The 22,585-nt window shown below is 64.8% G+C and carries 19 protein-coding genes; 10 read left to right on the top strand and 9 right to left on the bottom strand.

Annotation, left to right across the window (positions count from 1 at the left end):
- A complete protein-coding gene (locus tag AACH55_RS04820) occupies positions 1 to 417 on the bottom strand; it encodes a RidA family protein (RefSeq protein WP_338718295.1) in 417 nt (138 codons plus the stop codon).
- A 124-nt stretch (positions 418 to 541) separates the two neighbouring features.
- Between AACH55_RS04820 and AACH55_RS04815 the strand changes: the two genes are divergently transcribed.
- A complete protein-coding gene (locus AACH55_RS04815; RefSeq protein ID WP_338718294.1) occupies positions 542 to 1,486 on the top strand; it encodes a LysR substrate-binding domain-containing protein in 945 nt (314 codons plus the stop codon).
- Between the two features lie 6 nt (positions 1,487 to 1,492).
- Here AACH55_RS04815 and AACH55_RS04810 read toward each other — a convergent pair whose 3' ends face one another.
- The 7 genes from AACH55_RS04810 to AACH55_RS04780 all read right to left on the bottom strand — a co-directional run bounded on the left by AACH55_RS04810 (position 1,493) and on the right by AACH55_RS04780 (position 10,326).
- Positions 1,493 to 2,818 (bottom strand): FAD-binding oxidoreductase, encoded by a 1,326-nt coding sequence (locus AACH55_RS04810; RefSeq protein WP_338718293.1) that lies wholly within the window; start codon positions 2,816 to 2,818, stop codon positions 1,493 to 1,495.
- Position 2,819: 1 nt separating this feature from the next.
- Positions 2,820 to 3,554 carry a cupin domain-containing protein gene (locus AACH55_RS04805; protein ID WP_338718292.1) on the bottom strand — a complete coding sequence of 245 codons (735 nt, stop codon included), beginning with the start codon at positions 3,552 to 3,554 and terminating at the stop codon, positions 2,820 to 2,822.
- 260 nt (positions 3,555 to 3,814) lie between these two features.
- The gene (locus tag AACH55_RS04800; protein ID WP_338718291.1) at positions 3,815 to 5,755 is read right to left on the bottom strand and encodes an ABC transporter ATP-binding protein; all 1,941 of its coding nucleotides are present in this window, start codon (positions 5,753 to 5,755) and stop codon (positions 3,815 to 3,817) included.
- A 4-nt stretch (positions 5,756 to 5,759) separates the two neighbouring features.
- Positions 5,760 to 6,665, bottom strand: coding sequence for an ABC transporter permease (locus tag AACH55_RS04795; RefSeq protein ID WP_338718290.1), 906 nt, complete (start codon positions 6,663 to 6,665; stop codon positions 5,760 to 5,762).
- Positions 6,662 to 7,618, bottom strand: a complete 957-nt coding sequence (locus tag AACH55_RS04790; protein ID WP_338718289.1) for an ABC transporter permease — start codon at positions 7,616 to 7,618, stop codon at positions 6,662 to 6,664. The genes AACH55_RS04795 and AACH55_RS04790 overlap by 4 nt, the downstream gene beginning before the upstream one ends.
- Before the next feature lie 218 nt (positions 7,619 to 7,836).
- Positions 7,837 to 9,459: an ABC transporter substrate-binding protein gene (locus tag AACH55_RS04785; RefSeq protein ID WP_338718288.1), complete on the bottom strand. Its 1,623-nt coding sequence runs from the start codon at positions 9,457 to 9,459 to the stop codon at positions 7,837 to 7,839.
- A gap of 198 nt (positions 9,460 to 9,657) precedes the next feature.
- Positions 9,658 to 10,326 (bottom strand): haloacid dehalogenase type II, encoded by a 669-nt coding sequence (locus tag AACH55_RS04780; RefSeq protein ID WP_338718287.1) that lies wholly within the window; start codon positions 10,324 to 10,326, stop codon positions 9,658 to 9,660.
- A 624-nt stretch (positions 10,327 to 10,950) separates the two neighbouring features.
- On the opposite strand from AACH55_RS04780, the gene AACH55_RS04775 reads away from it, so the two are divergent.
- The 9 genes from AACH55_RS04775 (at position 10,951) to AACH55_RS04735 (ending at position 21,914) form a co-directional block, all read left to right on the top strand.
- A complete protein-coding gene (locus AACH55_RS04775) occupies positions 10,951 to 11,832 on the top strand; it encodes a GNAT family N-acetyltransferase (RefSeq protein WP_338718286.1) in 882 nt (293 codons plus the stop codon).
- Between the two features lie 31 nt (positions 11,833 to 11,863).
- Positions 11,864 to 12,790, top strand: coding sequence for a glyoxylate/hydroxypyruvate reductase A (locus tag AACH55_RS04770; RefSeq protein WP_338718285.1), 927 nt, complete (start codon positions 11,864 to 11,866; stop codon positions 12,788 to 12,790).
- Positions 12,791 to 12,977: 187 nt separating this feature from the next.
- Positions 12,978 to 14,270, top strand: a complete 1,293-nt coding sequence (locus AACH55_RS04765; protein ID WP_338718284.1) for an FAD-binding oxidoreductase — start codon at positions 12,978 to 12,980, stop codon at positions 14,268 to 14,270.
- Between the two features lie 75 nt (positions 14,271 to 14,345).
- Positions 14,346 to 15,827, top strand: coding sequence for an NAD-dependent succinate-semialdehyde dehydrogenase (locus tag AACH55_RS04760; RefSeq protein WP_338718283.1), 1,482 nt, complete (start codon positions 14,346 to 14,348; stop codon positions 15,825 to 15,827).
- Positions 15,828 to 15,875: 48 nt separating this feature from the next.
- Entirely contained in the window at positions 15,876 to 16,778 is a 903-nt protein-coding gene (locus AACH55_RS04755) for a GNAT family N-acetyltransferase (protein ID WP_338718282.1), read from the top strand.
- A 185-nt stretch (positions 16,779 to 16,963) separates the two neighbouring features.
- Positions 16,964 to 18,340, top strand: coding sequence for an aspartate aminotransferase family protein (locus AACH55_RS04750; RefSeq protein ID WP_338718281.1), 1,377 nt, complete (start codon positions 16,964 to 16,966; stop codon positions 18,338 to 18,340).
- Positions 18,341 to 18,480: 140 nt separating this feature from the next.
- Complete coding sequence (locus AACH55_RS04745) at positions 18,481 to 18,975, top strand: Lrp/AsnC family transcriptional regulator (RefSeq protein ID WP_081486017.1); 495 nt, start codon at positions 18,481 to 18,483, stop codon at positions 18,973 to 18,975.
- Positions 18,976 to 19,291: 316 nt separating this feature from the next.
- A complete protein-coding gene (gene fliD, locus AACH55_RS04740; protein WP_338718280.1) occupies positions 19,292 to 21,313 on the top strand; it encodes a flagellar filament capping protein FliD in 2,022 nt (673 codons plus the stop codon).
- A 145-nt stretch (positions 21,314 to 21,458) separates the two neighbouring features.
- On the top strand, positions 21,459 to 21,914 hold the full coding sequence (locus tag AACH55_RS04735; protein WP_338718279.1) for a MaoC family dehydratase: 456 nt from the start codon (positions 21,459 to 21,461) through the stop codon (positions 21,912 to 21,914).
- 6 nt (positions 21,915 to 21,920) lie between these two features.
- Here AACH55_RS04735 and maiA read toward each other — a convergent pair whose 3' ends face one another.
- Complete coding sequence (gene maiA / locus AACH55_RS04730) at positions 21,921 to 22,568, bottom strand: maleylacetoacetate isomerase (protein ID WP_338718278.1); 648 nt, start codon at positions 22,566 to 22,568, stop codon at positions 21,921 to 21,923.
- Between the last annotated feature and the right edge of the window lie 17 nt (positions 22,569 to 22,585).

The raw sequence follows: 22,585 nt of genomic DNA, 5'->3' as shown, positions 1-22,585 counted from the left end.
TCACAGCAGCGCCGTGGCCTCCACCTCGATCTGCAGGCCGAAGTGCAGTGCCGGCACCGGCACCACGGCACGCGCCGGGCGGGCATCGCCGGCCCAGCGCGCATAGATGTCGTTGAAAGCCGGCCAGTGCGCCACGTCGGTCACGTAGATGCGCACCTGCAAGAGCCTGCCGATGCTGCTGCCGGCACCGCAGAGCGCCGCCTCGACGTTGGCCAGCACCTGCTGCGCCTGCACCTCGAAGGAGGCCTCGGTGAGCTTGCGTCCGCTCGCGTCGATGGGCAACTGGCCGGAGACGAAGACCATGCCGTTGCCGATGGCCACGTGGCTGTAGTGACCGCCCGGCGTGGCCAGGCCAGCGGGGTTGATGGTGCGGAGGACGGCGGAGGCGGCATCGGTGCTGCGGGAATCTTGGGTCATGATGTGTCGGGGCTGAAAACGGCAGGCCGGCCAGGATAGCCGACGCTATTACCGAGATGGACTGTAGCCAAAAAGCGTTTAGCGATGTTTAATGTTCGTTCAATTCACCATTAAGAGGTTTTTAATGCTGCAACTGGATGACATGCAACTGCTGCGCGCCCTGGGCTCGGCCAATTCGCTGGCCGCCGCCGCCCGCCTGCTCGATCTCACGCCCCCGGCGGTGACGGTGCGCCTGCAGCGCATCGAGGACCGCATCGGCGTGCGCCTGGCCAACCGGGCTGCGCGCGGTTTCGCGCTCACCGATGAAGGACAGCGCCTGGTGCAGGAAGCCATGGACATCCTGGAGCGCATCGAATCCATCACGGCCAGTGTCTCGCGCGAATCGGACCGCGGGGAACGCGGATCGCTGGCCAACATCAGCGGCTCGCTGCGGGTGGTGGCCCCCTTCGGTTTCGGGCGGCGCTACGTGGCCCCGCTGGTGCGCGACCTGCACCGCAGCCATCCCCTGCTGAACATCTCGCTGCTGCTGGCCGAGAGTCCGCTGGCCGCTGCCAGTGGCGCCGACGCCATCATTTCCATCGGCCGCGTCAAGAGTTCCTCCTGGGTCGGCCACTTCCTCGCGCCCAATGAGCGCTTCCTGTGCGCCTCCACGGCGCTGGCGCGGCGCATGCAGCGGGTCAGGCATCCTTCCGAGCTGGCCGACTACCCTTACCTGAGCCTGCGCGAGAACGACGATGATCTCAGCCGCCTGCGCTTCACGCCCATCGACAGTGCCGGGCGCCGCAGCGGCAAGGCGCTGACCGTCAAGCTCAACGGCGCACTCTCGTCCAACGACGGCACCATCACGCGCGACTGGGCGCTCGATGGCGAAGGTTTCGTGGCGCGCTCGGAATGGGACTGCGCCCACCTGCTGGCCGACGGCTCCCTCAAACGGGTGCTGCCCGGCTGGCAGCTCGACCCGGCGCCCATCATGGCACTGCTGCCCGGTCGCCAGGGCCTGACGCTACGCCAGCGGGTGTTTCTGGAGGCCGCCAGGCGGGCTTTCCAGCCCACGCCCTGGCGGCGCTGAGCGCCCTCAGAAGTCCGCCACCTTGCCCCAGGACGAATCGGAGAAACGATTGGGGTGATAAGGACGCGGATCGACGATAGGCTCGACACCGCTGGCCAGATCGGCGATCAGGTGACCGGCACCCGGACCGATACCGAAGCCGTGACCGGAGAAACCCGCCGCCAGAATCAGGCCCGGGGTCTGCGGCAATTCACCGATACCCGGCACGCCATCGGGCGTGCTGTCCACATAACCGGCCCAGGTGTGGGTGACCCTGGCCTGTGCCAGTTGCGGCAGCAGTTCCACGGCGCGGCGATGGGTCGCGCGGATCGAGACCGGATCGGGCGAGGCATCGAGGATGCGCATGCGTTCCATCGGTGTGGGCGCATCCAGGCGCCAGCGGGTCAGGGTCTCGTGACCGCTGCGCCAGGCTTCCAGACCGCCCGGTGACAGGCTGCGCCAGCGCTTGGCGAACATGGGCAGGAACTGCGGCGAGAAGCGCAGGAACTGCATGGTCGGATCGACACGGGCACGGCCGCTGATGGCCAGCGCATACGAACCATCGCTGCGGCGCGTGACGGCTACGCCCGAGGTGTACAGCGCGCCCGGCAGGGGCTGGTCCATGGGCGCCACGCTCATGATGGATTGCCGCACCGAGGCCTGCGGGAAGCGGATCCCCAGCTGATGGCAGAACGACGAGGCCCACGCGCCACCGGCCATGACGGCCACCTTGGTCTTGATGACGCCGGCTTCGGTGATCACGCCCGACACACGACCACCTTCGGTTTCGATGCCGCGTGCGGCGCATTGCTGGATCACGTGGCCGCCCAGCTTCATGATGGCGCGTGCCACGGCCGGCGCTGCCTTGACCGGATCGGCGGTACCGTCGGTGGGCGAGAACACCCCGCCCTTCCAGGCCCGGCCGGTGGCGTGGCCGCGTTCGGCTGCCTGCTTCGAATCGAGCATGTAGGTGGTCACGCCGGCGGTCTTGGCGAACTCGCCCCAGGCGGCCCAGCGGTTGATTTCTTCATCGTCGTTGGACAGGTACAGCAGGCCGCAGCGGTTGAAGCCCGTATCTTCGCCAGTCTCGGCGGAGAACTGTTCCCACAGGTCGATGCTCTTGGTGGCCATCGGCAGTTCGCGGGCGTCGCGGTTCTGCTGGCGGCACCAGCCCCAGTTGCGGCTGGATTGTTCGGCGCCGATGCGGCCCTTCTCGACCACCGCCACCGAGATGCCACGCTTGGCCAGGTAGTAGGCAGTGAAAATACCGACGATGCCGCCGCCGATGACAACCACATCGGCCTGTGCCGGCGGCGTGGTCGGAGACTGGACGTGGACAAGTGGAGGCGACATCTTACTTTCCTCCTTCGGCCGGTACGCTTTGCACGACGTAGAACTTGGCCACGCGCGTGCTGCTCTCCCAGCCGATGGCGGCACCCAGCGGCACGAAGACGGCATCGCCGCGTTCCACCGACACCACGCTGCCATCGGGCTCGGCAAAGCGCACGCCGCCATCGAGGATATGCATGAACTCGTTGACCGGGTGGGGGCGCACGATGCGGTGATAGGGCGTGGAATCCCAGGTGCCGATCTTGCAGTGGATGGAGCTTTCGTCGACCACGTTGTCGCTGCGGCAGGTGGGCACGTCGCCCAGCAGGATTTCCTTGGGCAGCGAGTTCATCGAGGGCTTGAAGTTGGCCTCGGCCACCAGCGGGAACACGCCCGGCTGCACCGGCTGCGGGCACTCGGCGGCGCAGAACACGACCAGGGTGGGTTCGGTGGCGGTGATGCGCACGGCCGCGCCGGTGGCGATGACCACGCCGCTATCAGGCTTGAGCACCAGCGGCGCTGCGCCTTCGGCATCGATGCGCAGTTCGCCCTGCACCACCACCAGGGTTTCCTGATGGGGGAAGCGGGCGATGTCGAGGGCGCCTTCGAAGCGCAGACGGCCTGCGCTCATGCCGCCAACGCCCTGCCAGGCAATCTCGCGCGAGGACGCAAAGGGATCGGCCGCACCCAGCGCGGCGGCACGGAATTGAGTGGACAAGGGCGCGCCAGAGGCACGGTACAACACCAACGCTGCAGTCATTTTTTCTCCTGTTTCCTTGAGGGTGGGCGGGACCGTCCGGCCAGCACGGCTGGTCTCTTGCGGTCCTGCCCGAATCTTTTCTTCATGGCCCGGCACCCTGGCCGGTGGCATGTGATGTACGACGATGCTACGGCGCCGGCATGTGGCTGTGATTAATGCTCTTCGAATCCAGCATTAAATTTCGCTTAATGCTCTGGTGCGGCCTCGGCAGCCCGTCATGAACGGCCACCCTGCACACAGAGCGCTGGCCGCGCCGGGGATCAGACCGTGATGCCCTCCACCGGTACCAGCGGCATCTGCGACTGCTGCAGATCGGCGTCCGAGCGATGGCAGAGGATCTCGCCGCCGTGCTCCATGTTGCGGCGACGCGGCGGCACCACGTTGCACACGCCATCGACGCGCAGTGCACAGCGCGGCAGGAAGGCGCAGATTTCCGGCGAGGGATCGACCGCGCCGATGGGTGGCAGCTTGTGCTGGCCGGCGCCGGCCACCTGCTCCAGCCAGCCTTGCTGCATGGCCGGCACCGACGACAGCAGCAGGTGCGAATAGGGGTGATAGGGCGGCGCCATCATGGCCTCGCGCGGACGGCTGGCCACCATGCGGCCGGCATAGAGCACCACGATGTCGTCGCAGATGGCGCGCACGGTGCTGATGTCATGGCTGATGAACATGTAGGACACCTGCAGCTCGCGCCGCAGTTCGGCCAGCAGTTCGAGGATGGCGGCGGCCACCACGGTATCCAGCGCCGAGGTCACTTCGTCGCACAGGATCAGGTCGGGCTTGGCCGCCAGTGCCCGGGCCAGGTTCACGCGCTGCTTCTGTCCACCCGAGAGTTCTGCCGGCAGGCGGTCGATCACGCTGGAAGGCAGCTTGACCAGATCCAGCAGTTCGGCCGTGCGGCGGCGCATGGCCTCACCCTTCAGGCCGTGATAGAAGGACAGCGGACGATTGAGGATGCGGCCGATGGTGTGCGCCGGGTTGAGCGCGGTGTCGGCGTTCTGGAACACGATCTGCACGCGGCGGAATTGTTCGCGGGTGCGGCCTTCGAGCGTGGGCGAGAGGTTCTGCCCATCGAGCTGGATGGTGCCGCGCGCCGGCGCGATCATGCCGGCCACGGCGCGCGCCAGGGTGGTCTTGCCGGAACCGGATTCGCCGATGATGCCCACGGTGCTGCCGCGCTGGATGGTGAGGTTGATGTCGTCCAGGATGCGCACGCCCGGCAGGCCCAGCCGGTCCGGCGCACCATATCCGGCCACCAGACCGCTGATGCGCAGCAGCGGTGCACTGGCCTCGGCGGGCAGCGTCTCGGGCAGGATCTCGCGCAGCTGCACCACGCGGGCCGCAGGCGAGGCGGCGGCGATCAGGCTTTGCGTGTAACTATCGGCCGGGGCATGCAGCACCTGACCGGTGGCACCGACTTCGCGCACGGCGCCGTCGCGCAGCACGATGATGCGGTCGGCCATCTGTGCCACCACGGCCAGGTCGTGCGAGACATAGACGGCGGTGGTACCGATGTCCTTGACCACCTTCTTGAAGGCGCGCAGCACCTCGATCTGGGTAGTTACGTCCAGGGCGGTGGTGGGTTCGTCCAGGATCACCAGTTCCGGATCGGTGATCAGGGCCATGGCCGCCATCACGCGCTGCAGCTGGCCGCCCGAGACCTGGTGCGGATAACGTTCGCCGATCTTGTCCGGGTTCGGCAGGGCCAGTGCGCGGAACAGTTCGACGGCCTTGCGCATGGCGCTGGCCTTGTCCATCACGCCGTGCTGCAGGGCGCTCTCGATCACCTGATCCATCAGCGTGCGTGCCGGGTTGAAGGCCGATGCCGCACTTTGCGCGATATAGGCCACGTGGTGGCCGCGCATGGCCAACAGCGCCTTTTCATCCATCTGGTCGATCTGGCGATGGCCGATGCGCACCTGGCCACCGGCAATGTGGCAGCCCGAACGCGCATAGCCCAGCAGCGACAGCGCAATGGTGGTCTTGCCGGAACCGGATTCACCGATCAGGGCCAGCACCTCGCCGCGCGCCACGGTGAAGTTGACGTTCTTGACGATCTCGATCTGGCTGCCGTCGTCTTTGCGCGCATTCACGCGCAGGCCCTGGACCTCGACCAGGGGACGCGCGGCGGCACTTTTTCCTGCGCCCCCGTGACTGCCGGCGCCGCTTTCCTTGCCGAGGAAGATATCGAATTGCTTCACAGGCTTACTCCTTGGCAGCGCGCTTGCTGCGCAGGTTGTCGATCAAGAGGTTCACGCCGATGGTCAGCGAGGCAATCGCCAGCGCCGGCATGATCACCGCCAGGGCCCCCTCGCCCAGGCCGGAAATGTTTTCGCGCACCAGCGAGCCCCAGTCGGCGTCGGGCGGCTGCACGCCCAGCGAGAGGAAACTCAGTCCCGACAGCAGCAGCACCACGTAGACGAAGCGCAGACCGAAATCGGCCAGCACCGGGCGGATCATGTTGGGCAGCATTTCCACGGTCATGATGTACCACACGCCTTCGCCGCGGGCACGCGCGGCCTGCACGTATTCCATGGCCTGCACGTTGACCGCCACCGAACGGGCGATGCGGTAGGCACCGGGCATGTAGGTGATGGCGGCGGTGATGACCAGCAGTGGCATGGAGGAGCCGAAGGTGGCCACCATCATCAGCGCGAACATCTTGCTGGGAATGGAGATCAGGGCATCGAGCGCACGGCTGATGACGGCATCGCGCCAGCCGCCCGAGAAGGCCGCAAAGAGCGCCAGCGCCGTACCGCTGACGCTGGCCAGCACGGTGGAGAGCAGGGCCAGGCCGATGGTGGCACGGGTGCCGAAGAGAATGCGGCTCAACATGTCGCGGCCCAGGTAGTCGCTACCCAGCAGGAACTGGCGGCTCATGCCGGTGAACACGTCGGTATCGACGATGGCGGTGGCGTCGTAGGGCGAGATGCTGGGGCCGATGATGGCCATCAGGATCCAGAAGCCGACGATGCCCATGCCGATCCAGGCCATGGTCGAATGACGGCGCACGCGCTTCGCAGGTACGGCCACTGCCGCAGCGCAAGCAGGTGCAGAGGCGGCGGCCGGGGCGCCCGCCTCGGCGCCGGTGGAGTCGTGGAGGGTTTTCATCGGGTCTTCAACCTTGGATTGGAGAGAATCGCAACGACATCGGCGGTGAGCACCAGCAGCAGGTAGCCGGCGCAGAAGATCATGGAACAGGCTTGCACCAGCGGCATGTCGCGCGTGGTCACGGCATCGATCATCAAGGTGGCGATGCCGGGATAATTGAAGATGCTTTCGACGATGACGACCCCGCCCAGCAGGTAGGACAGGCTCAGGGCCACCGCATTGGCAATCGGGCCGATGGCGTTGGGCAAGGCGTGGCGCAGCACGATGCGGGTGCGCCTGACGCCCTTCAACAAGGCCATCTCGGCATAGGAGGAGCGCAGCTGGTCGATCACGGCGGCGCGGGTCATACGCGTCATCTGGGCCACGATCACGCAGCACAGGGTCATCACCGGCATGGCATAGGCCTTGATGAAGGCCCCCAGGGTCGCGGCATCGCCGGCGTGCGACAGCGCGGAGAGCCAGCGCAGCTTGACCGCGAAGATGATCACTGCCACCGTCGCCACCAGAAATTCCGGCACCGACACCATCGACACGGCACTGACGTTGACGACACGATCAAACAGGGAACCGCGATACATGGCCGAGAAGATGCCCAGGAACAGCGCCAGCGGCACCGATACCAGCGCGGTCACGGCGGCCAGCGTGAGCGAGGCCGGCAGGCGGCCGCCGATCATCTGCGACACCGGCACATGGTTGACCAGCGACATGCCGGGATTGCCCGACAGCAGATTGCCCAGCCAGTGGGCATAACGCACCGGCGCTGGCAGGTCCAGTCCGTATTGCAGGCGCAGCGCGGCCACCGTTTCGGGCGTGGCAGCCTGGCCCAGGGCGGTCTGGGCGGCGTCGCCCGGCAGCAGGTTGGTGATGAAGAACACGCCGGCCGAGACCAGCAATAGCGTCAGCACCGCCTGCAGCAGGCAGCGCACGATCAGACGCAGGACCATTCCATTCATAGCTTTCCTCGGTAACTAACCACAGGGATTTACCCGTGCACTGAGCCAGACATCAGGATGTACCCGGACTGCCTGCTCTCAACATCTCATACCATTGGCACTGAGCAGGTCTGCAAAGGCCATATCGAAGGCGCTCCGTCGGTGCGCCTTCGATACGCGGCCATGCCGTTATTCAGTCCGGACCGACATCGCTCAGGTCACACAAAGCGATATCCCCCTCACGCGTCCAGCCAGACGTACTCGGCACAGGTGTAGTTCATGAACGCACCCAGCGGCACCGGATCGATGCCCTTGACCTTGGTGCTGACACCTTCCAGGTTGATGATGAAGACCGGGATGCCCAGGCCGCACTTCTCGTGGATCAGGGTCTGCATGTCGGCATACATCGCCTTGCGCTTGTTGAAGTCGGTCTCGCCGCGTGCGGCCACCACCAGCTGGTCGAACTGGGGATTCTTCCAGCCCGATTCGTTCCACTGGGCGTCAGACTTGAAGAACTGGGTCAGCAGGATATCGGCGCTGGGGCGCGGGTTGATGTTGCCGAAGCCCACCGGCACCTTCATCCACTGGTTGGACCAGTAGCCGTCGGCCGGTACGCGCTTCACATCCAGCTTCAGCCCGATCTTGGCGGCGCTCTGCTGCATCAGCACGGCCATGTCGACCGAGCCGGTCGCGGCCACCGAGGCGACCACCGGGATGGTGCTGCCCAGCACACCGGCCTTCTGCAGGTGGAACTTGGCCTTGTCCGGATCGTAGGGACGTTGCGGCAGACCGGCGAAGTAGAAGCGGTTGGTCGGGTCGATCGGCTGGTCGTTGGCGGTGACGGCATAGCCACGGAAGGCGGCCATCTTGATCTGCTCGCGGTCCAGCAGATACTTCATGCCCAGCGTGAAATCCATGCTGCTGCCGGGGGCCACGTCCTGGCGCATGACCAGATCGGTGTACTGCCCCGACTTGGTTTCCATGACGGTATAGCCGGGCGTGCTCTTGACGCGGCCGGTGGAGCGGGCGTTGACGTCGTTGATCCAGTGCACGTCGCCGGAGAGCAGCGCATTGACACGTGCGGCTTCATCGGGAATGCCGAACAGTTCGACTTCATCCAGATAGGGCAGGCCCGGCTTCCAGTAGTTTTCGTTGCGCACGCCGATGGTGCGCACGCCGGGGGTGAATTCCTTGACCTTGAAGGCGCCGGTGCCGTTGGGGGTGCTGAAGTCGGTGGTGCCATCACGGATGATGAGGAACTGCGCGGTCGCCAGGATCACCGGCAGGTCGGCGTTGGCGCTGGTGAGCTTGATCTGGACTTCGTTAGGGCCGGTGGCCTTGACCGATTCGAACTGGTCGGCCACCACCTTGACCTTGGAGGCGGTCGCCGGGTCCTTGTGGCGCATGATCGAATACACCACGTCGGCCGGGGTCAGGGGCTTGCCATCGTGGAACACGACGCCCTTCCTGAGCTTGACGGTCCAGGTGATGGCGTCGTTGGTCAGCATTTCCTCGGCCAGCACCATTTGCGGGGCCAGCTTGCCATCGAGCTTGGTCAGGCCGTTGTAGAACATGTGCACCCGGGTGTAATCGGTGGAGTGCGCTGTCTTGGCCGGGTCCAGAGTATCGGCGGTGGAGCTGGTCTGGGTGGCGATGCGCATCTTGCCGCCGCGCTTGCCGGTCTGCGCCATGACGCTGCCGCTGGCGGTCAACAGACCCGTGCCGCCCATGGTCATGATGCTGCCGGCCAGCAGGGTGCGCATCATGTCGCGGCGGGTGAAGCCGCCGTGGGCGTGTTCCAGCGTATCGCCGGTGATGAGGGTTCCCTCACTTGGGTGACGTCCGTTTTCCTGCTTGCTCATGAAATGCCTCACGATAAAAGTTCAACCACGAAGACCACCGGCCTGCCCTGCCGTCTGCATTTTGCAGATCCCTCGGGAGGGCAGGCCGCCTGTTGGGTCCGGCCCACTCCTCGCAACTTTGATACCAGCGCGGGAGCACACCGGGAAATACGGAAACTGCACGGGAGGCATGCAGCTCCCTCACTGCTGACAAGCGCCTTACAGACCCAGCACACCCGGCAGGCCGGAGATGTCCTTGATTTCGGTATAGCCGTAGTACGGCGTCGAGGGCTCATGACCGCGTGCCACGAAGACCTTGTTCTTGATGCCCATGTCGGCGGCCGGCATGAGGTCGTAGCGCAGGCTGGAGGAAACGTGCAGCACGTCTTCCGGATTGCAGTTCAGGTTGTCGAGCATGTATTCGAAGGCGCGCAGGCGCGGCTTGTAGGCCTGGGCCTGCTGGGCGGTGAAGACCTTGTGGAAGGGCGCGCCCAGTTTCTCGACGTTGTGCATGATCTGGCTGTCGTCGGCATTGGAGAAGATCACCAGCGGGAATTCCTTGGCGACCTTGGACAGGCCCTCCGGCACGTCGGCGTGCGGCCCCCAGGTCGGCACGGCCTTGTAGAAGGCGCCGGTTTCCTCGTCATTGGTCTTGATGCCCCAGCGTTCACAGGTGCGGGTGATGGCGTTCTTGCAGACCTGTTCGTAGGGCTTCCACTGGTCCAGCACTTCATCCAGGCGGTAAGCGGCGAACTGACGCAGGAAGAACGGCATGTCTTCGGCGGAGACGCGATCGGCGTAGATCTTCTGTGCGGTTTCCGACATCTGGAAGCGGGTCAGGGTGCCGTAGCAATCGAAGGTAATGAATTTGGGCTTGAAAATGCTCATGGAAAATCGTCCTGTCAAAAAAGGGGGCGCATCACCTGTCGGCCCTGCGCTGGATGCTGCTCATCTGCGGGATTGCGGTTCACTGCATGGGGAGGATTACAACATAGCGAAACTTGCGATTTATTCCTTTTTGACCGGGCCGCGAAACAGAAATATGTGTTTTCGACGGCCCAATCAGCATAGCTTGCCGAGCAGTGCAGCAATACGGTCCGGCTGCGCTGCTTTGGGGCGTTTTCACCAGGCTGGTGCAGATTGTGTCCGCAGGCCGGGCCATTTCCGGGGCCGCTTTACGCCGCCCATGACACATCGGTATCCTCTTGCGCCACCGGCGGCACTGCCCGGGCAGAGCCTGTGTCGGCTGCACCATGCTACTGCCGGTGCCGCCCAATTTTGTGCCGAGAAGAGGGGGCAGATCGCCATAAGATTGCGAATTGGCGTGCCGGAAAACTGCCGTTCTATGCCGTCCCCGGTGCATCATCGCTGGGGTAGCGTTGCGGACCTGGCGTGCGCAGCGCAGGCAGGATCAATGATCCAAACGATTTATATGATTTGACCGATGCAGGTCTTTCTTTCCAGCTGTTTGCATTCATCGACATCTTCACCGTACTGACAAGGACACGCTTCATGCATACCGAAAGCACGGCCGCGCAGGCCACCCACACCATGCTGCGCCCCATGCGCGCCGAGGATCTGGCCACTTGCCACGCCATGAGTCTTCACCTGTCCTGGCCGCATCGCCTGGTCGACTGGCAGTTTCATCATCAGGTCAGCTCCGGCTGGGTGGTCGAACTGGAAGAAGCGGATGGCACCCGCAGCGTGGCCGGCAGCGGCATGCTGTGCCCGGTGGGCGACGACTACGCCTCGCTGGGTCTGGTCATCATCAGGGATGACCTGCAAGGCCGGGGCCTGGGCCGCGCCATGATGCAGCGCCTGCTGCAGGATGCCGGATCGCGCAACGTCATCCTCAACGCCACCGACGCCGGGCGTCCGCTCTATGAAAAGCTGGGCTTCGTGGTCACCGATACCCTGAGTCAGCACCAGAGCACCACTGCCCGTGCCACCCCGGTACTGGCCGCCGGTGCGCGTATCCGCCCGCTGCGCCAGGATGAAGTGCCGGCGCTGCTGGCACTGGACCGCCACGCCAGCGGCATGGACCGCAGCCACCTGCTGGTGCCACTGCTGGACCGCTCCGAAGTGGCGGTGCTGGAACAGGACGGCCAGGTCAAGGGTGTGGCCTACCTGCGCGAGTTCGGCCGGGGCCGCGTGATCGGTCCGGTGATTGCCAGCGAGGTGGAAGACGCCAAGACCCTCATCGCCCATTGGGTCCACGCTTATCCCGGTGCCTATCTGCGCATCGACGTACCGGGCCGCACCGGCCTCAAACCCTGGCTGGAGGAAATCGGCCTGACCTGCGTGGACAACGTGGTCAGCATGTGCCGTGGCACGCCGCCCGCCATCGGCAAGACGTGGCGCACCTATTCCATGATCAACCAGGCGCTGGGCTGATTGCCCGCCACAACCAACACCACACACCACCATGACTTTTCTCTACAAGGCCGACCCGGTGCGCGGCGCTGAATGGGCGCAACTGTTTGCGCAGAAGGCCCCCGAACTGCCCTTCCATATCTGGCCGCATGAAGGCGACGGCACCAGCGTGCGCTATCTGGCGGCATGGACGCCGCCCGAGGATATCGCCCAGCGCTTCCCCAATCTGGAGATCCTCTTCTCGGTCGGTGCCGGCATCGACCAGTTCGACATGTCCACGCTGCCGCCGGACTTGCCGGTGGTGCGCATGACCGAGCCCGGCATTGCCGCCGGTATGGTGCAGTACGTGACCCACGCGGTGCTGGGCCTGCACCGTGACAGTCGCCTCTATGCCCGCCAGCAGCGCGAACAGGTCTGGCGCGCCCACCGCGTGCGGCCGGCTTCGGCCTGCCGGGTGGGCGTGCTGGGACTGGGCATGCTGGGCCGCGCGGTGCTGCAGCAGTTGCACGGGCTGGGCTTTCCCTGCGCGGGCTGGAGCCGCTCGGCGCACCAGATGGAGGGGATCGACTGCTACAGCGGCAGCGATGGCCTGCGTGATTTCCTGGCACGCACCGATGTGCTGATCTGCCTGGTGCCGCTCACCGACGATACCCGCGGCCTGCTCAACGGCGCGCTGTTTGCGCAATTGCCGCGCGGTGCGGCGCTGGTCAACGTCGGGCGCGGTGGTCATCTGGTGGAAGACGATCTGCTGGCCGCGCTCAACGATGGCCAGTTGAGCGCGGCCGTGCTGGATGTGTGCGAGGTCGAACCGCTGCCGCAAGGGCATCCGTTCTGGAGCCATCCCGATATCGTGCTCACGCCCCACATCGCCAGCATGACCCAGCCTGATGGCGCGGTCGACGCCGTGCTGGAGAACCTGCGCCGCCATCGCGAGGGCCTGCCGCTGCTGGGCCTGATCGACCGTCAGCGCGGCTACTGAGCCCGACTCGCCAGGGGATGCCGCATGGCAAACAAAATGTCGAACGCCCCTGCAAGAACGGCATGCCGTGCCGCTCGCGCAGGCCAGTTCGCGTCACCCCGCTGGCCCATGCGTTCTATCCTTGATGACGTGGCGTGGTGCGTCAGCACTACCGCCCTGCCCCATTCACCTGCCTGAAGCCACCACCATGAAGCTGGAATCCTACTGGACCGATTCTGCCCCGCTGTACATTTCTTCCACCCGCGATCTGCCTGCGCAGGTCGACGTGGCCATTGTCGGCGGCGGCTTCACGGGCCTGTCGGCGGCCCTGGCGCTGGCCAGGCGCGGCGCTTCCGTGGTGGTGCTGGAAGCCGGCCCGCACGTGGCGGCTGAAGCCTCGGGACGCAACGGCGGGCATGTCAACAATGGCCTGGCGGTGGACTATGCCGAGGTCGCCGCCAAGGTGGGCGTGGACCGCGCACGGGCCTGGTATCACGCCTATGACGATGCGGTCGATACGGTGGCGCGGCTGGTTGAAGAAGAGCAGATCGCCTGCGATTTCCTGCGCCACGGCAAGCTCAAGATGGCCACCCGGCCTTATCAGATGGAAGCCCTGCAGCGCAGCGCCGACCGGCTCATCGCCGATGGCGTGGACAGCGACGTGGAAATCCTCGATGCCGCGCGCGTGCGCGCCGAGGTGCAAAGCGAGCGCTTCCACGGCGGTCTGCTCTACAAGCGCAGCGGCCAGATGCACATGGGCCGCTTCGCCTACGGCCTGGCCACTGCCGCCGAACGTCATGGCGCGGCCATCCACACCGGCACCGAAGTGCGGCGCCTGGAACGCATCGGCCAGAGCCACGGCCACCGCGTGCATACCGCGCGCGGTACCGTGCTGGCCAAACAGGTGCTGCTGGCCACCGGCGCCAGCCGCCACGGCGCCTATGGCAGCTTCGGCTGGCTGCGCCGCCGCATCGTGCCGGTGGGCAGCTTCATCGTGGTGACCGAACCGCTGGGCGCAGAACGCGCTGCGGCGCTGCTGGCCAGACAGCGCACCTACACCACGGTGGCCAACATCCACCATTATTTCCGCATGACGCCCGATACCCGCCTGGTCTTCGGCGGCCGTGCGCGCTTTGCGATTTCCAGTCCGCAATCCGATGCGGCCAGCGGCGAGATCCTGCGCCGGGGGCTGCACGAGACCTTCCCGCAACTGGGCCAGGTGCGCCTGGACTACTGCTGGGGCGGGCTGGTGGACATGACCCGCGACCGCCTGCCGCAGGCCGGCGAGCGCGACGGCCTGTATTACTCGATGGGCTACAGCGGCCACGGCACCCAGATGTCGGTCCACATGGGCCAGTGCATGGCCCGCGTGATGGCCGGCGATGCGCTGGCCAACCCCTGGCGCGACCGCGCGTGGCCGGCCATCCCCGGTCACTTCGGGCCGCCCTGGTTCCTGCCGCTGATCGGCCTGTACTACCAGCTCAAGGACAAGCTGGCGTGAACACCTCCGGCTTGCTGCATTAACTTTTCGTGAATGCTCTTAGTTCGTTGCATTAACTTTTACTGAATGCTCACCATGACCTCTCTGACACTGCAACGCCCGGACCTGATGCCCGGCACCCAACTGATCGGCGCCGACTGGCGCGATGCGGCCGATGGCCGTCGTCTGGACGTGACCGACCCGGCCACCGGCCAGGTCTTTGCGAGCGTGCCCGATGGCACCGCCGCCGATGCCCGTGCGGCGGTCGATGCAGCCGTGGCGGCCTTCCCGGCCTGGCGCGCGACGCCAGCCAAGCAGCGCGCCACCATCATCAAGCGCTGGAACGACCTGCTGCTGGCACACCAGGAAGACCTGGGCCGCCTGATCTCGCGCGAACAGGGCAAGCCCCTGGCCGAAGCCAAGGGCGAGGTGGCCTATGCCGCCAGCTACGTGGAATGGTTCGGTGAAGAAGCCACGCGCGCCAATGGCGACATCATCCCGGCCCCGGTCACTGGTCGCCGCATGATGGCCCTGAAGGAGCCGGTGGGCGTGGTGGCTGCCATCACGCCGTGGAATTTCCCGGCCGCGATGATCGCCCGCAAGATCGCCCCGGCCCTGGCCGCCGGTTGCACGGTGGTGTGCAAGCCGGCCGAAGATACCCCGCTGACCTCGCTGGCGCTGATCCGTCTGGCGCTCGAAGCGGGCGTGCCGGCTGGCGTCATCAATATCGTCACCGCCTCGCGCGAACGCACACCCGAAGTGGTGGATGTGTGGCTGGCCGATTCCCGCGTACGCAAGATCAGCTTCACCGGTTCCACCGCAGTGGGCAAGCATCTGGCGCGCCATTCGGCCGACACGCTCAAGAAGCTGTCGCTGGAGCTGGGCGGCAATGCGCCCTTCATCGTCTTTGACGACGCCGAGCTGGATGCCGCCATCGATGGCGTGATGGCCGCCAAGTTCCGCAACGGTGGCCAGACCTGCGTGAGCCCCAATCGCATCTATGTGCAAGAGAAGGTGTACGACGCCTTCGTGGCCAAGCTGGGCGCGCGCGTGGCTGCGCTCAAGGTCGGCCCGGCCACCGATCCGGCCTCGCAGATCGGTCCCATGATCAATGCCCGTGCGATTGCCAAGATCGACCAGCACGTGCGCGATGCCATCGGACGCGGTGCGCAGGTGATCACCGGCGGCAAACGCCTGCAGGGCGCAGGCTTCGAGAGCGACAATTACTATGCCCCTACCGTGCTGGCCAACGTCACCGGCGACATGCAATGCAGCTGCGAAGAGACCTTCGGCCCGGTGGCGCCGGTCACCCGTTTTGCCACGGAAGAAGAAGTCATCGCCGCAGCCAATGCCACCCCCTTCGGCCTGGCCGCGTACTTCTACTCGACTGACGTGCGCCGCATCCATCGCGTTACCGATGCCCTGGAAAGCGGCATCGTGGGCGTCAACGAAGGTGCGCTGGCTGCGGAAGCGGCGCCTTTCGGCGGCGTGAAGGAATCCGGTTACGGCCGCGAAGGTTCGGTCCATGGGCTGGACGACTACCTGCACACCAAGTACGTCTGCCAGGGCCAGCTCTGAGTCGTTCCGCCCGTGCCAACCCTCTCATTGAAACGAACAGGAGACAACATGCCAGCGCTGCCCACCCAAGATCTCCAGAGCGCCCGCGAGCCTTTGCCCGAGCTGCGCCTGCGGTCCATCGAAGAGGATGACCTGGACAACTGCCACCGGCTTTCGCTGCGCTTCAAGTGGCCGCACCGGCTGGATGACTGGAGTTTCCTGATCCAGATGGGACAAGGCTATCTGCTGGAAAATACCGCGCCGGATGCATCGCTGCCCGTCGTGGGCAGCGTGGTATGTACCACTTATGGCCAGCAATATGCCGTCATCGGCATGCTGCTGGTGCAGGCCGAATTGCAGCGGCGCGGTCTGGGACGGCGACTGATGCAGCATGCCGCCAGCCAGGTCAATGGCCGCAGCCTGATCGTCAACGCCACCGCAGCGGGCATGCCGCTGTACAAGCAGCTGGGCTTCGTGCAATACGATGTGCTGCACCAGTTCCAGGGCGCTTCAGCCCAGCCGGTGCTGGTATCGCTGCCGCCCGGCGAGCGCGTACGGCCGATGGGCAAGAATGACGTGACCCGGCTTCTGGAACTGGATGCGCAGGCCACCGGCATGGACCGCTCCAGGCTGCTGCTGGCGCTGCTGGACATCTCCGAAGGTGTGGCGCTGGACCACGATGGCGAGATGCTGGGCTTCGCACTGGTACGCCGCTTCGGCCATGGCCGCGTGATCGGCCCGGTGGTGGCGCCCGATGCCGAGCGTGCCAAGGGCCTGATCGCGCACTGGATCAATACCTATTCGGATTCCTTCATCCGCATCGACGTGTTCGAATCCACCGGCCTGCCGGCCTGGTTCGACAAGCTGGGCCTGACTTGCGTGGATCACGTCACGCGCATGTGCAAGGGCGAGCCGCCGGTGCGCGATCCTGGCATGCAGCTGTTCTCCATCGTCAATCAGGCGCTGGGCTGAGCTGAGCGCGACGATGCGGGCGCCGCAGAAAATGCCAAAGCCGCCCGCAAAACCCATGAAGATGCTATTTCAGCCCCGCATCTTGCGCATCGACTGCGAGGCGGGCGCACTAGCATAGAAGCCATGCCGGTTGTGCCTTTTGCCCGCACGGCCTTGTTCAACGCATCTCCAGCGAGTCCACCTCTATGCAAACTTCCGCCCTGGCTGCCCTCGACCGCAGTCACCTGATCCATCCCGTTGCCAGCTTCCGCGAGCATGAAGAGCTGGGCCCTATCATCCTCAAGTCCGGCCAGGGTGCCTACCTGACCGATCATCAGGACAAGCAGCTGCTGGATGCCTTCTCGGGCCTGTGGTGCGTCAATACCGGCTATGGCCAGCAAAGCGTGATTCGCGCGGCCACCGAACAGATGGAGCGTCTGCCGTATGCCACCGGTTACTTCCACTTCGCTTCGGAACCGGCCATCCTGCTGGCCAAGAAACTGGTGGACATCAGCCCCGCCTCGCTCAAGCACGTCTACTTCACCCTGGGCGGCTCGGATGCGGTCGATGCCGCCATCCGCTACATCACCCACTACACCAACTCCATCGGCAAGCCGGGCAAGAAGCATTTCATCTCGCTGCAGCGCGGCTATCACGGTTCGTCCTCGGTGGGTGCCGGCCTGACGGCACTGCCCAACTTCCATTTCAATTTCAACCTGCCGCTGCCGACCCAGCATTATCTGCCGTCCCCCTACCCCTATCGCAGCGACGTGCAGGGCGATGAAGCCATCATCGCCGCTTCGGTGCAGTCGCTGCGCGACAAGGTGGCCGAACTGGGCGCGGACAATGTGGCCGCCTTCTTCTGCGAACCGATCCAGGGTTCCGGTGGCGTGGTGGTGCCGCCCAAGGGCTGGTTGAAAGCCATGCAGCTGGCCTGCAACGAGCTCGATATCCTGTTCGTGGTCGATGAGGTCATCACCGGCTTCGGCCGTACCGGTCCCATGTTCGCCTGCCTGGACGAAGACGTGCAGCCTGACCTGATGACCATGGCCAAGGGCCTGACGGCCGGCTATGCACCGATGGGCGCGGTGATGATGTCGGACCGCGTGTACAACGCCATTGCCGATGGCGCGCCGATGTCCACCGTGGTCGGTCACGGCCAGACCTACTCGGCCCATCCGGTCAGTGCGGCGGTGGCGCTGGAAGTCCTGCGTCTCTACGAAGAAGGCGGCCTGCTGGAAAACGGCCGCCGTCTGGAACCGGTCTTCGCCGGTGGCCTGCGCGCCCTGCTGGATCATCCGCTGGTGGGCGATGCGCGCAGCCGTGGCTTGCTGGGCGCGCTGGAACTGGTGGCCGACAAGAACACCAAGGCACGCTTCGCCCCTGAACTGAAGCTGCATGATCGTATCTTCCAGGTGGCTTATCGCCACGGCCTGATCTTCCGCGCCTTCGGCGACAACATCCTGGGCTTTGCGCCGGCGCTGTGCTACACCGAAGCGGACTTCGCGCTGATGTTTGCGCGTCTGCGGGCCATTCTGGACGAAGTGCTGGCCCAGCCCGAAGTGCGCCAGGCGGTGCGCTGAGCGGCCAATGCGAGCAACCCTCCGGCCCATTGGGGAAAATGCGGCCGGAGCGGTTAAAATGCCCTGCTACATCCCGCCACCCTTCCTGCTGCTGCCATGCGGGCAAGGCCGGCGGGCTGAGTCGAATAACCCGAGGCAACATGATGACTAACGGCGCGTTGAAACTGGACCGGATCGATCTGAGGATTTTGTGTCACCTGCAGCAAAATAGCCGCATTACCAATGTGATCCTGGCCGATGCCGTCGGCCTGTCTCCCAGCCCCTGCCTGATCCGCGTCAAGCGTCTGGAAAAGGCTGGCTACATCAGCGGCTACGGCGCCTACATCCGCCTGGAAAAGCTGGCCGACGTGCAGATCGTCTTCACCGAAGTGACGCTCTCGGACCATCGCCGCGAAGACTTCGCCAAGTTCGAAGCGACCATCCGCAACGTCGACGAGATCATCGAATGCCACCTGGTCAGCGGCGGCTACGATTACCTGCTCAAGTTCATGACCCGTAGCGTGGTGCATTACCAGAGCGTGATCGAATCGCTGCTGGAGCAAAACCTGCGCATCGAGAAGTACTTCAGCTACATCGTCATCAAGTCGCCTTTCATCAAGCATCACTATCCGCTCGAGAAGTTCATACAGACCTGAGCCACCCGGCAGGGCCTGCCCTGCCGGTGCGGGGTGCAGTCCGCTCTCCCCTCGCCCCTTCACTTCGCCTCCCAAGCGCCGTCCCGCCTGGCTTTGCGGCCGCCAGCCCGTCCCCCGTTTCTTTACATTGATGCAGCGCGTTTGCGCCGCGTTGCCACCTTCGCCTGGCAATTCTCACAAAAATTCCGGAAAAGCATCACGTTTTGTCAGCAAATCGCCCTTTACTTTTGTAAAGATGTGCCGTTAATCTCTACGGTCACTGACGCCTCGTCAGTTTCCCGAAAGATAAGAAAATCATCATTGCATAGGGGTCAAGATGGCAACTTCCACGGGCACAATCTCGACATCGGCCGGTCCGCTGGACGTATCGACGCTGGTCAGCCAGCTCATCTCAGTCGAAAGCAAGTCCAAGCTCACACCGCTGAAGACCAAGGAAAGTGCATTCAACACGCTCATTTCCGCCTATGGCTCGCTCAAGAATGCGCTGTCGAGCTACCAGAGCGCCTTGAAAGTCATGACGGCGGCCAGCTTCAGCGCGCAGAAGACCACCGTGTCCAACGCCGGTACCGGGAGCAACCTGACCACCGATCCCTTCACGGCCGAGGCCAACAGCGACGATTCCACCAAAATCCTGTCGCAGAAGCTCAAGTCCGGCGGCTACGCCAGCGGCACCACCTTCAATGCCGGCGATTCCATCGCCATCAAGGTCGGCACCAACCAGCCCACCTTCATCACGCTGCAAGCCAATGCCACGCTCTCGGGCGTGCGTGATGCCATCAATGCCGGCAAGACCGGGGTGACGGCTTCCATCGTCACCGATGGCAGCGGTGACCATCTGGTGCTCGAATCCAATACCGGGGGCACGGCCAACACCATCAAGGTGTCGGCCAACAACACGCTCGCGGGGCTGAGCTATGACCCCAGCGTATCGGGCTCGGTCACCCAGATCCAGGCGCCGCGCGACGCCACCAAGGCCGCTGCCGGCAAATACAGCATCGGCGTGAGCCAGCTGGCCCAGGCCGTGAAGGTCAGCTCGGCCAGCATTGCGCCGGGCAGCACCTTCGACAATGGCGTGCTGGCGATCAAGACCGGCACCGGCTCGACCGTATTGATCCAGCCCAAGAGCAACTCTCTGGCCGGCGTGCGGGACGCCATCAATGCCAGCGACGCCGGTGTGAATGCGGCCATCGTCAGCGATGGCACCAATGACCACCTGGTGCTCACCGCCAAGGACAGCGGCGCAGCCAATTCCCTGCGGGTGAGCGGCACGGGCAATTTCGCCGTCTTCAACTTCGACCCCAGCGGCACCGTCACCACCACCGGCGTGGCGACCAACCAGACCTACAGCACGGGCAGCCTGGCGCTGCAGGTGGGCAGCAAATCCTTCACCATCACCCCGACCGATCTCGATGGCAGCGGCGCCATTGGCCTCAACGATGTGATGAAGGCCATCAACAACGCCAGCACGGGCGTGACCGCCAGCATCAGCAACGATGGCAGCCAGGACCACCTGGTGCTGACCCCGACCGGCACCGATGCCATCCAGCTGACCGGCAGCAACGATTATGCCGCCCTGTCCGGCAGCAGCATGGGACAACTGGCCAAGGCGCAGGATGCCAAACTCACCATCGACGGCGTGGCCGTGACCAGCACCAGCAACAAGGTCAGCAATGCGATTTCGGGCGTGACGCTGAACCTGGCCAAGGTCACCACCTCGGCTGACAATTTCACGCTGTCCATTGCCAATGACACCAGCGGGCTATCGACGGCCGCCAACAGTTTCGTCACCGCTTACAACAACCTGGCCAAGACCGTGGCCAACCTGACCAAGCAGACGCCCTCCACCACCAAGGGCCAGGCCAGCACCGGCTCGCCGCTGGCGGCCGAATCGTCGGTGCTGAACATGATGGCGCAGATCCGCAGCACCATGCTGGGCGCGCTGGGTGACGATGGCAGCATGAATCTCTCGCAGGTCGGCATTGCCTTCCAGAAGGATGGCACGCTGGCACTGGACGCCACCAAGCTGACGGCGGCGGGCAACAAGGATTTCGAGGCGGTCAGCAAACTCTTCACCGGTACCGGCGGGGTGGTGACCAAGCTGCAGAAGGTGATGGACGGCATCCTCGCTGACAGTGGCACGCTGGCGGCCAAGACCAAGGGCCTGCAGGACAGCCTCAAGATCGTGACCGACCAGCAGACGGCGGCCAATACGCGCCTGCAGAACCTGAAGGACAACTACACCAACCAGTTCAACCGGCTCAACCTCACGCTGGCCACCATGCAGACGCGGCAGAGTTATCTGACGCAGCAGTTGAGCAAGTTGTCCAAATCATCCTGAGCCATCTGCCGCACCCCTGACGAGCCAAAGGCCGCAGCCGCAACACCGCTGCGGCCTTGGTGTTTCGATCTGTCGTTATACTGTCTTGGCGTCCGGCCCGGCTGGTCCGGAGCCCGATATCGATAACAAGCAACAGGGAGACTCCGTGCCCCCCCTCAAGACTCTGGAAGATTTCCACCCCGGCCAGGTTTTTCGCTCGCCCGGCACCCTCAGCGTCACTGCCGAGGACGTCAAGCAATTCGCCCGCCAGTACGATCCGCAGCCTTTCCATCTCGACGAGGCGGCGGCGCAGCAAAGCTTCTTCCGTGGGCTGGCCGCCAGCGGCTGGCATACCGCCGCGCTGACCATGCGTCTGCTGGTCGATACCCTGCACATCCAGGGCGGCATCATCGGTGCCGGCTTCGATGAATTCCGCTGGCCGCGTCCGACCCGGCCCGGTGACGTGCTGCGCCTGGAGGCCGAAGTGCTGGGCATCAAGACCTCGCAATCCAAGCCGCAACAGGGCTTCCTGAACCATCGCGTGACGACCTACAACCAGCACGACGAAGCCGTGCTCATCATGACCGGCAACCTGCTGGTACCGCGCCGCAGCCCGGGCTGAGCTTGCTCAGGCGGCGTCGGGCTGCTGCGCCGGATGCGCCTGCTGGAAGGCCGGCAAGGCATTGCAGGCAGCCTCGATGGCACACAGCGTCGGATACGGCGCCATGTCGACCTCGAAGCGGCGCGCATTGAAGATCTGCGGAATCAGGAAGCAATCGGCCATGGTCGGTGCATCGCCCACGCAGAAGTGGCCGCGCGTGGTGTCGGCAGCGAGCTGCCGTTCCAGCGCGGTAAAGCCGAGCTTGATCCAGTGCTGGATCCAGGCGGTCTTTTGTTCTTCGTCCACCTCCAGCGTGTGCTTGAGATAACGCAGCACGCGCAGGTTGTTCAACGGATGGATCTCGCAGGCGATGGCCAGCGACAACTCGCGGATGTGCGCGCGCGCGAAGGCATCGCCCGGCAACAGCGACGGCGTGGGATAGCGTTCTTCCAGATACTCCAGCATCGCCATCGATTGTGTGAGCAGCCGGCCCTGGTCGGCCAGCACCGGCACCAGCGCATGCGGATTCAGTTGCGTGAAGGCGGGCAGCAATTGCTCGCCGCCCTGGTTCAACAGATGCACGGCCGCCGTCTCGTAGGCCACGCCCTTGAGGTTCAGGGCGATGCGCACGCGATAAGAGGCCGAGCTGCGGAAATAGCTGTAGAGGGTAGTCATGCGCTTCTTTCTTTCAA

It is taken from the genome of Herbaspirillum sp. DW155 (genome assembly GCF_037076565.1).
Lineage (GTDB): Bacteria > Pseudomonadota > Gammaproteobacteria > Burkholderiales > Burkholderiaceae_D > Herbaspirillum.
Note: the sequence above shows the minus strand (reverse complement) of the source record. Positions and strands in the feature narration are given on the sequence as shown.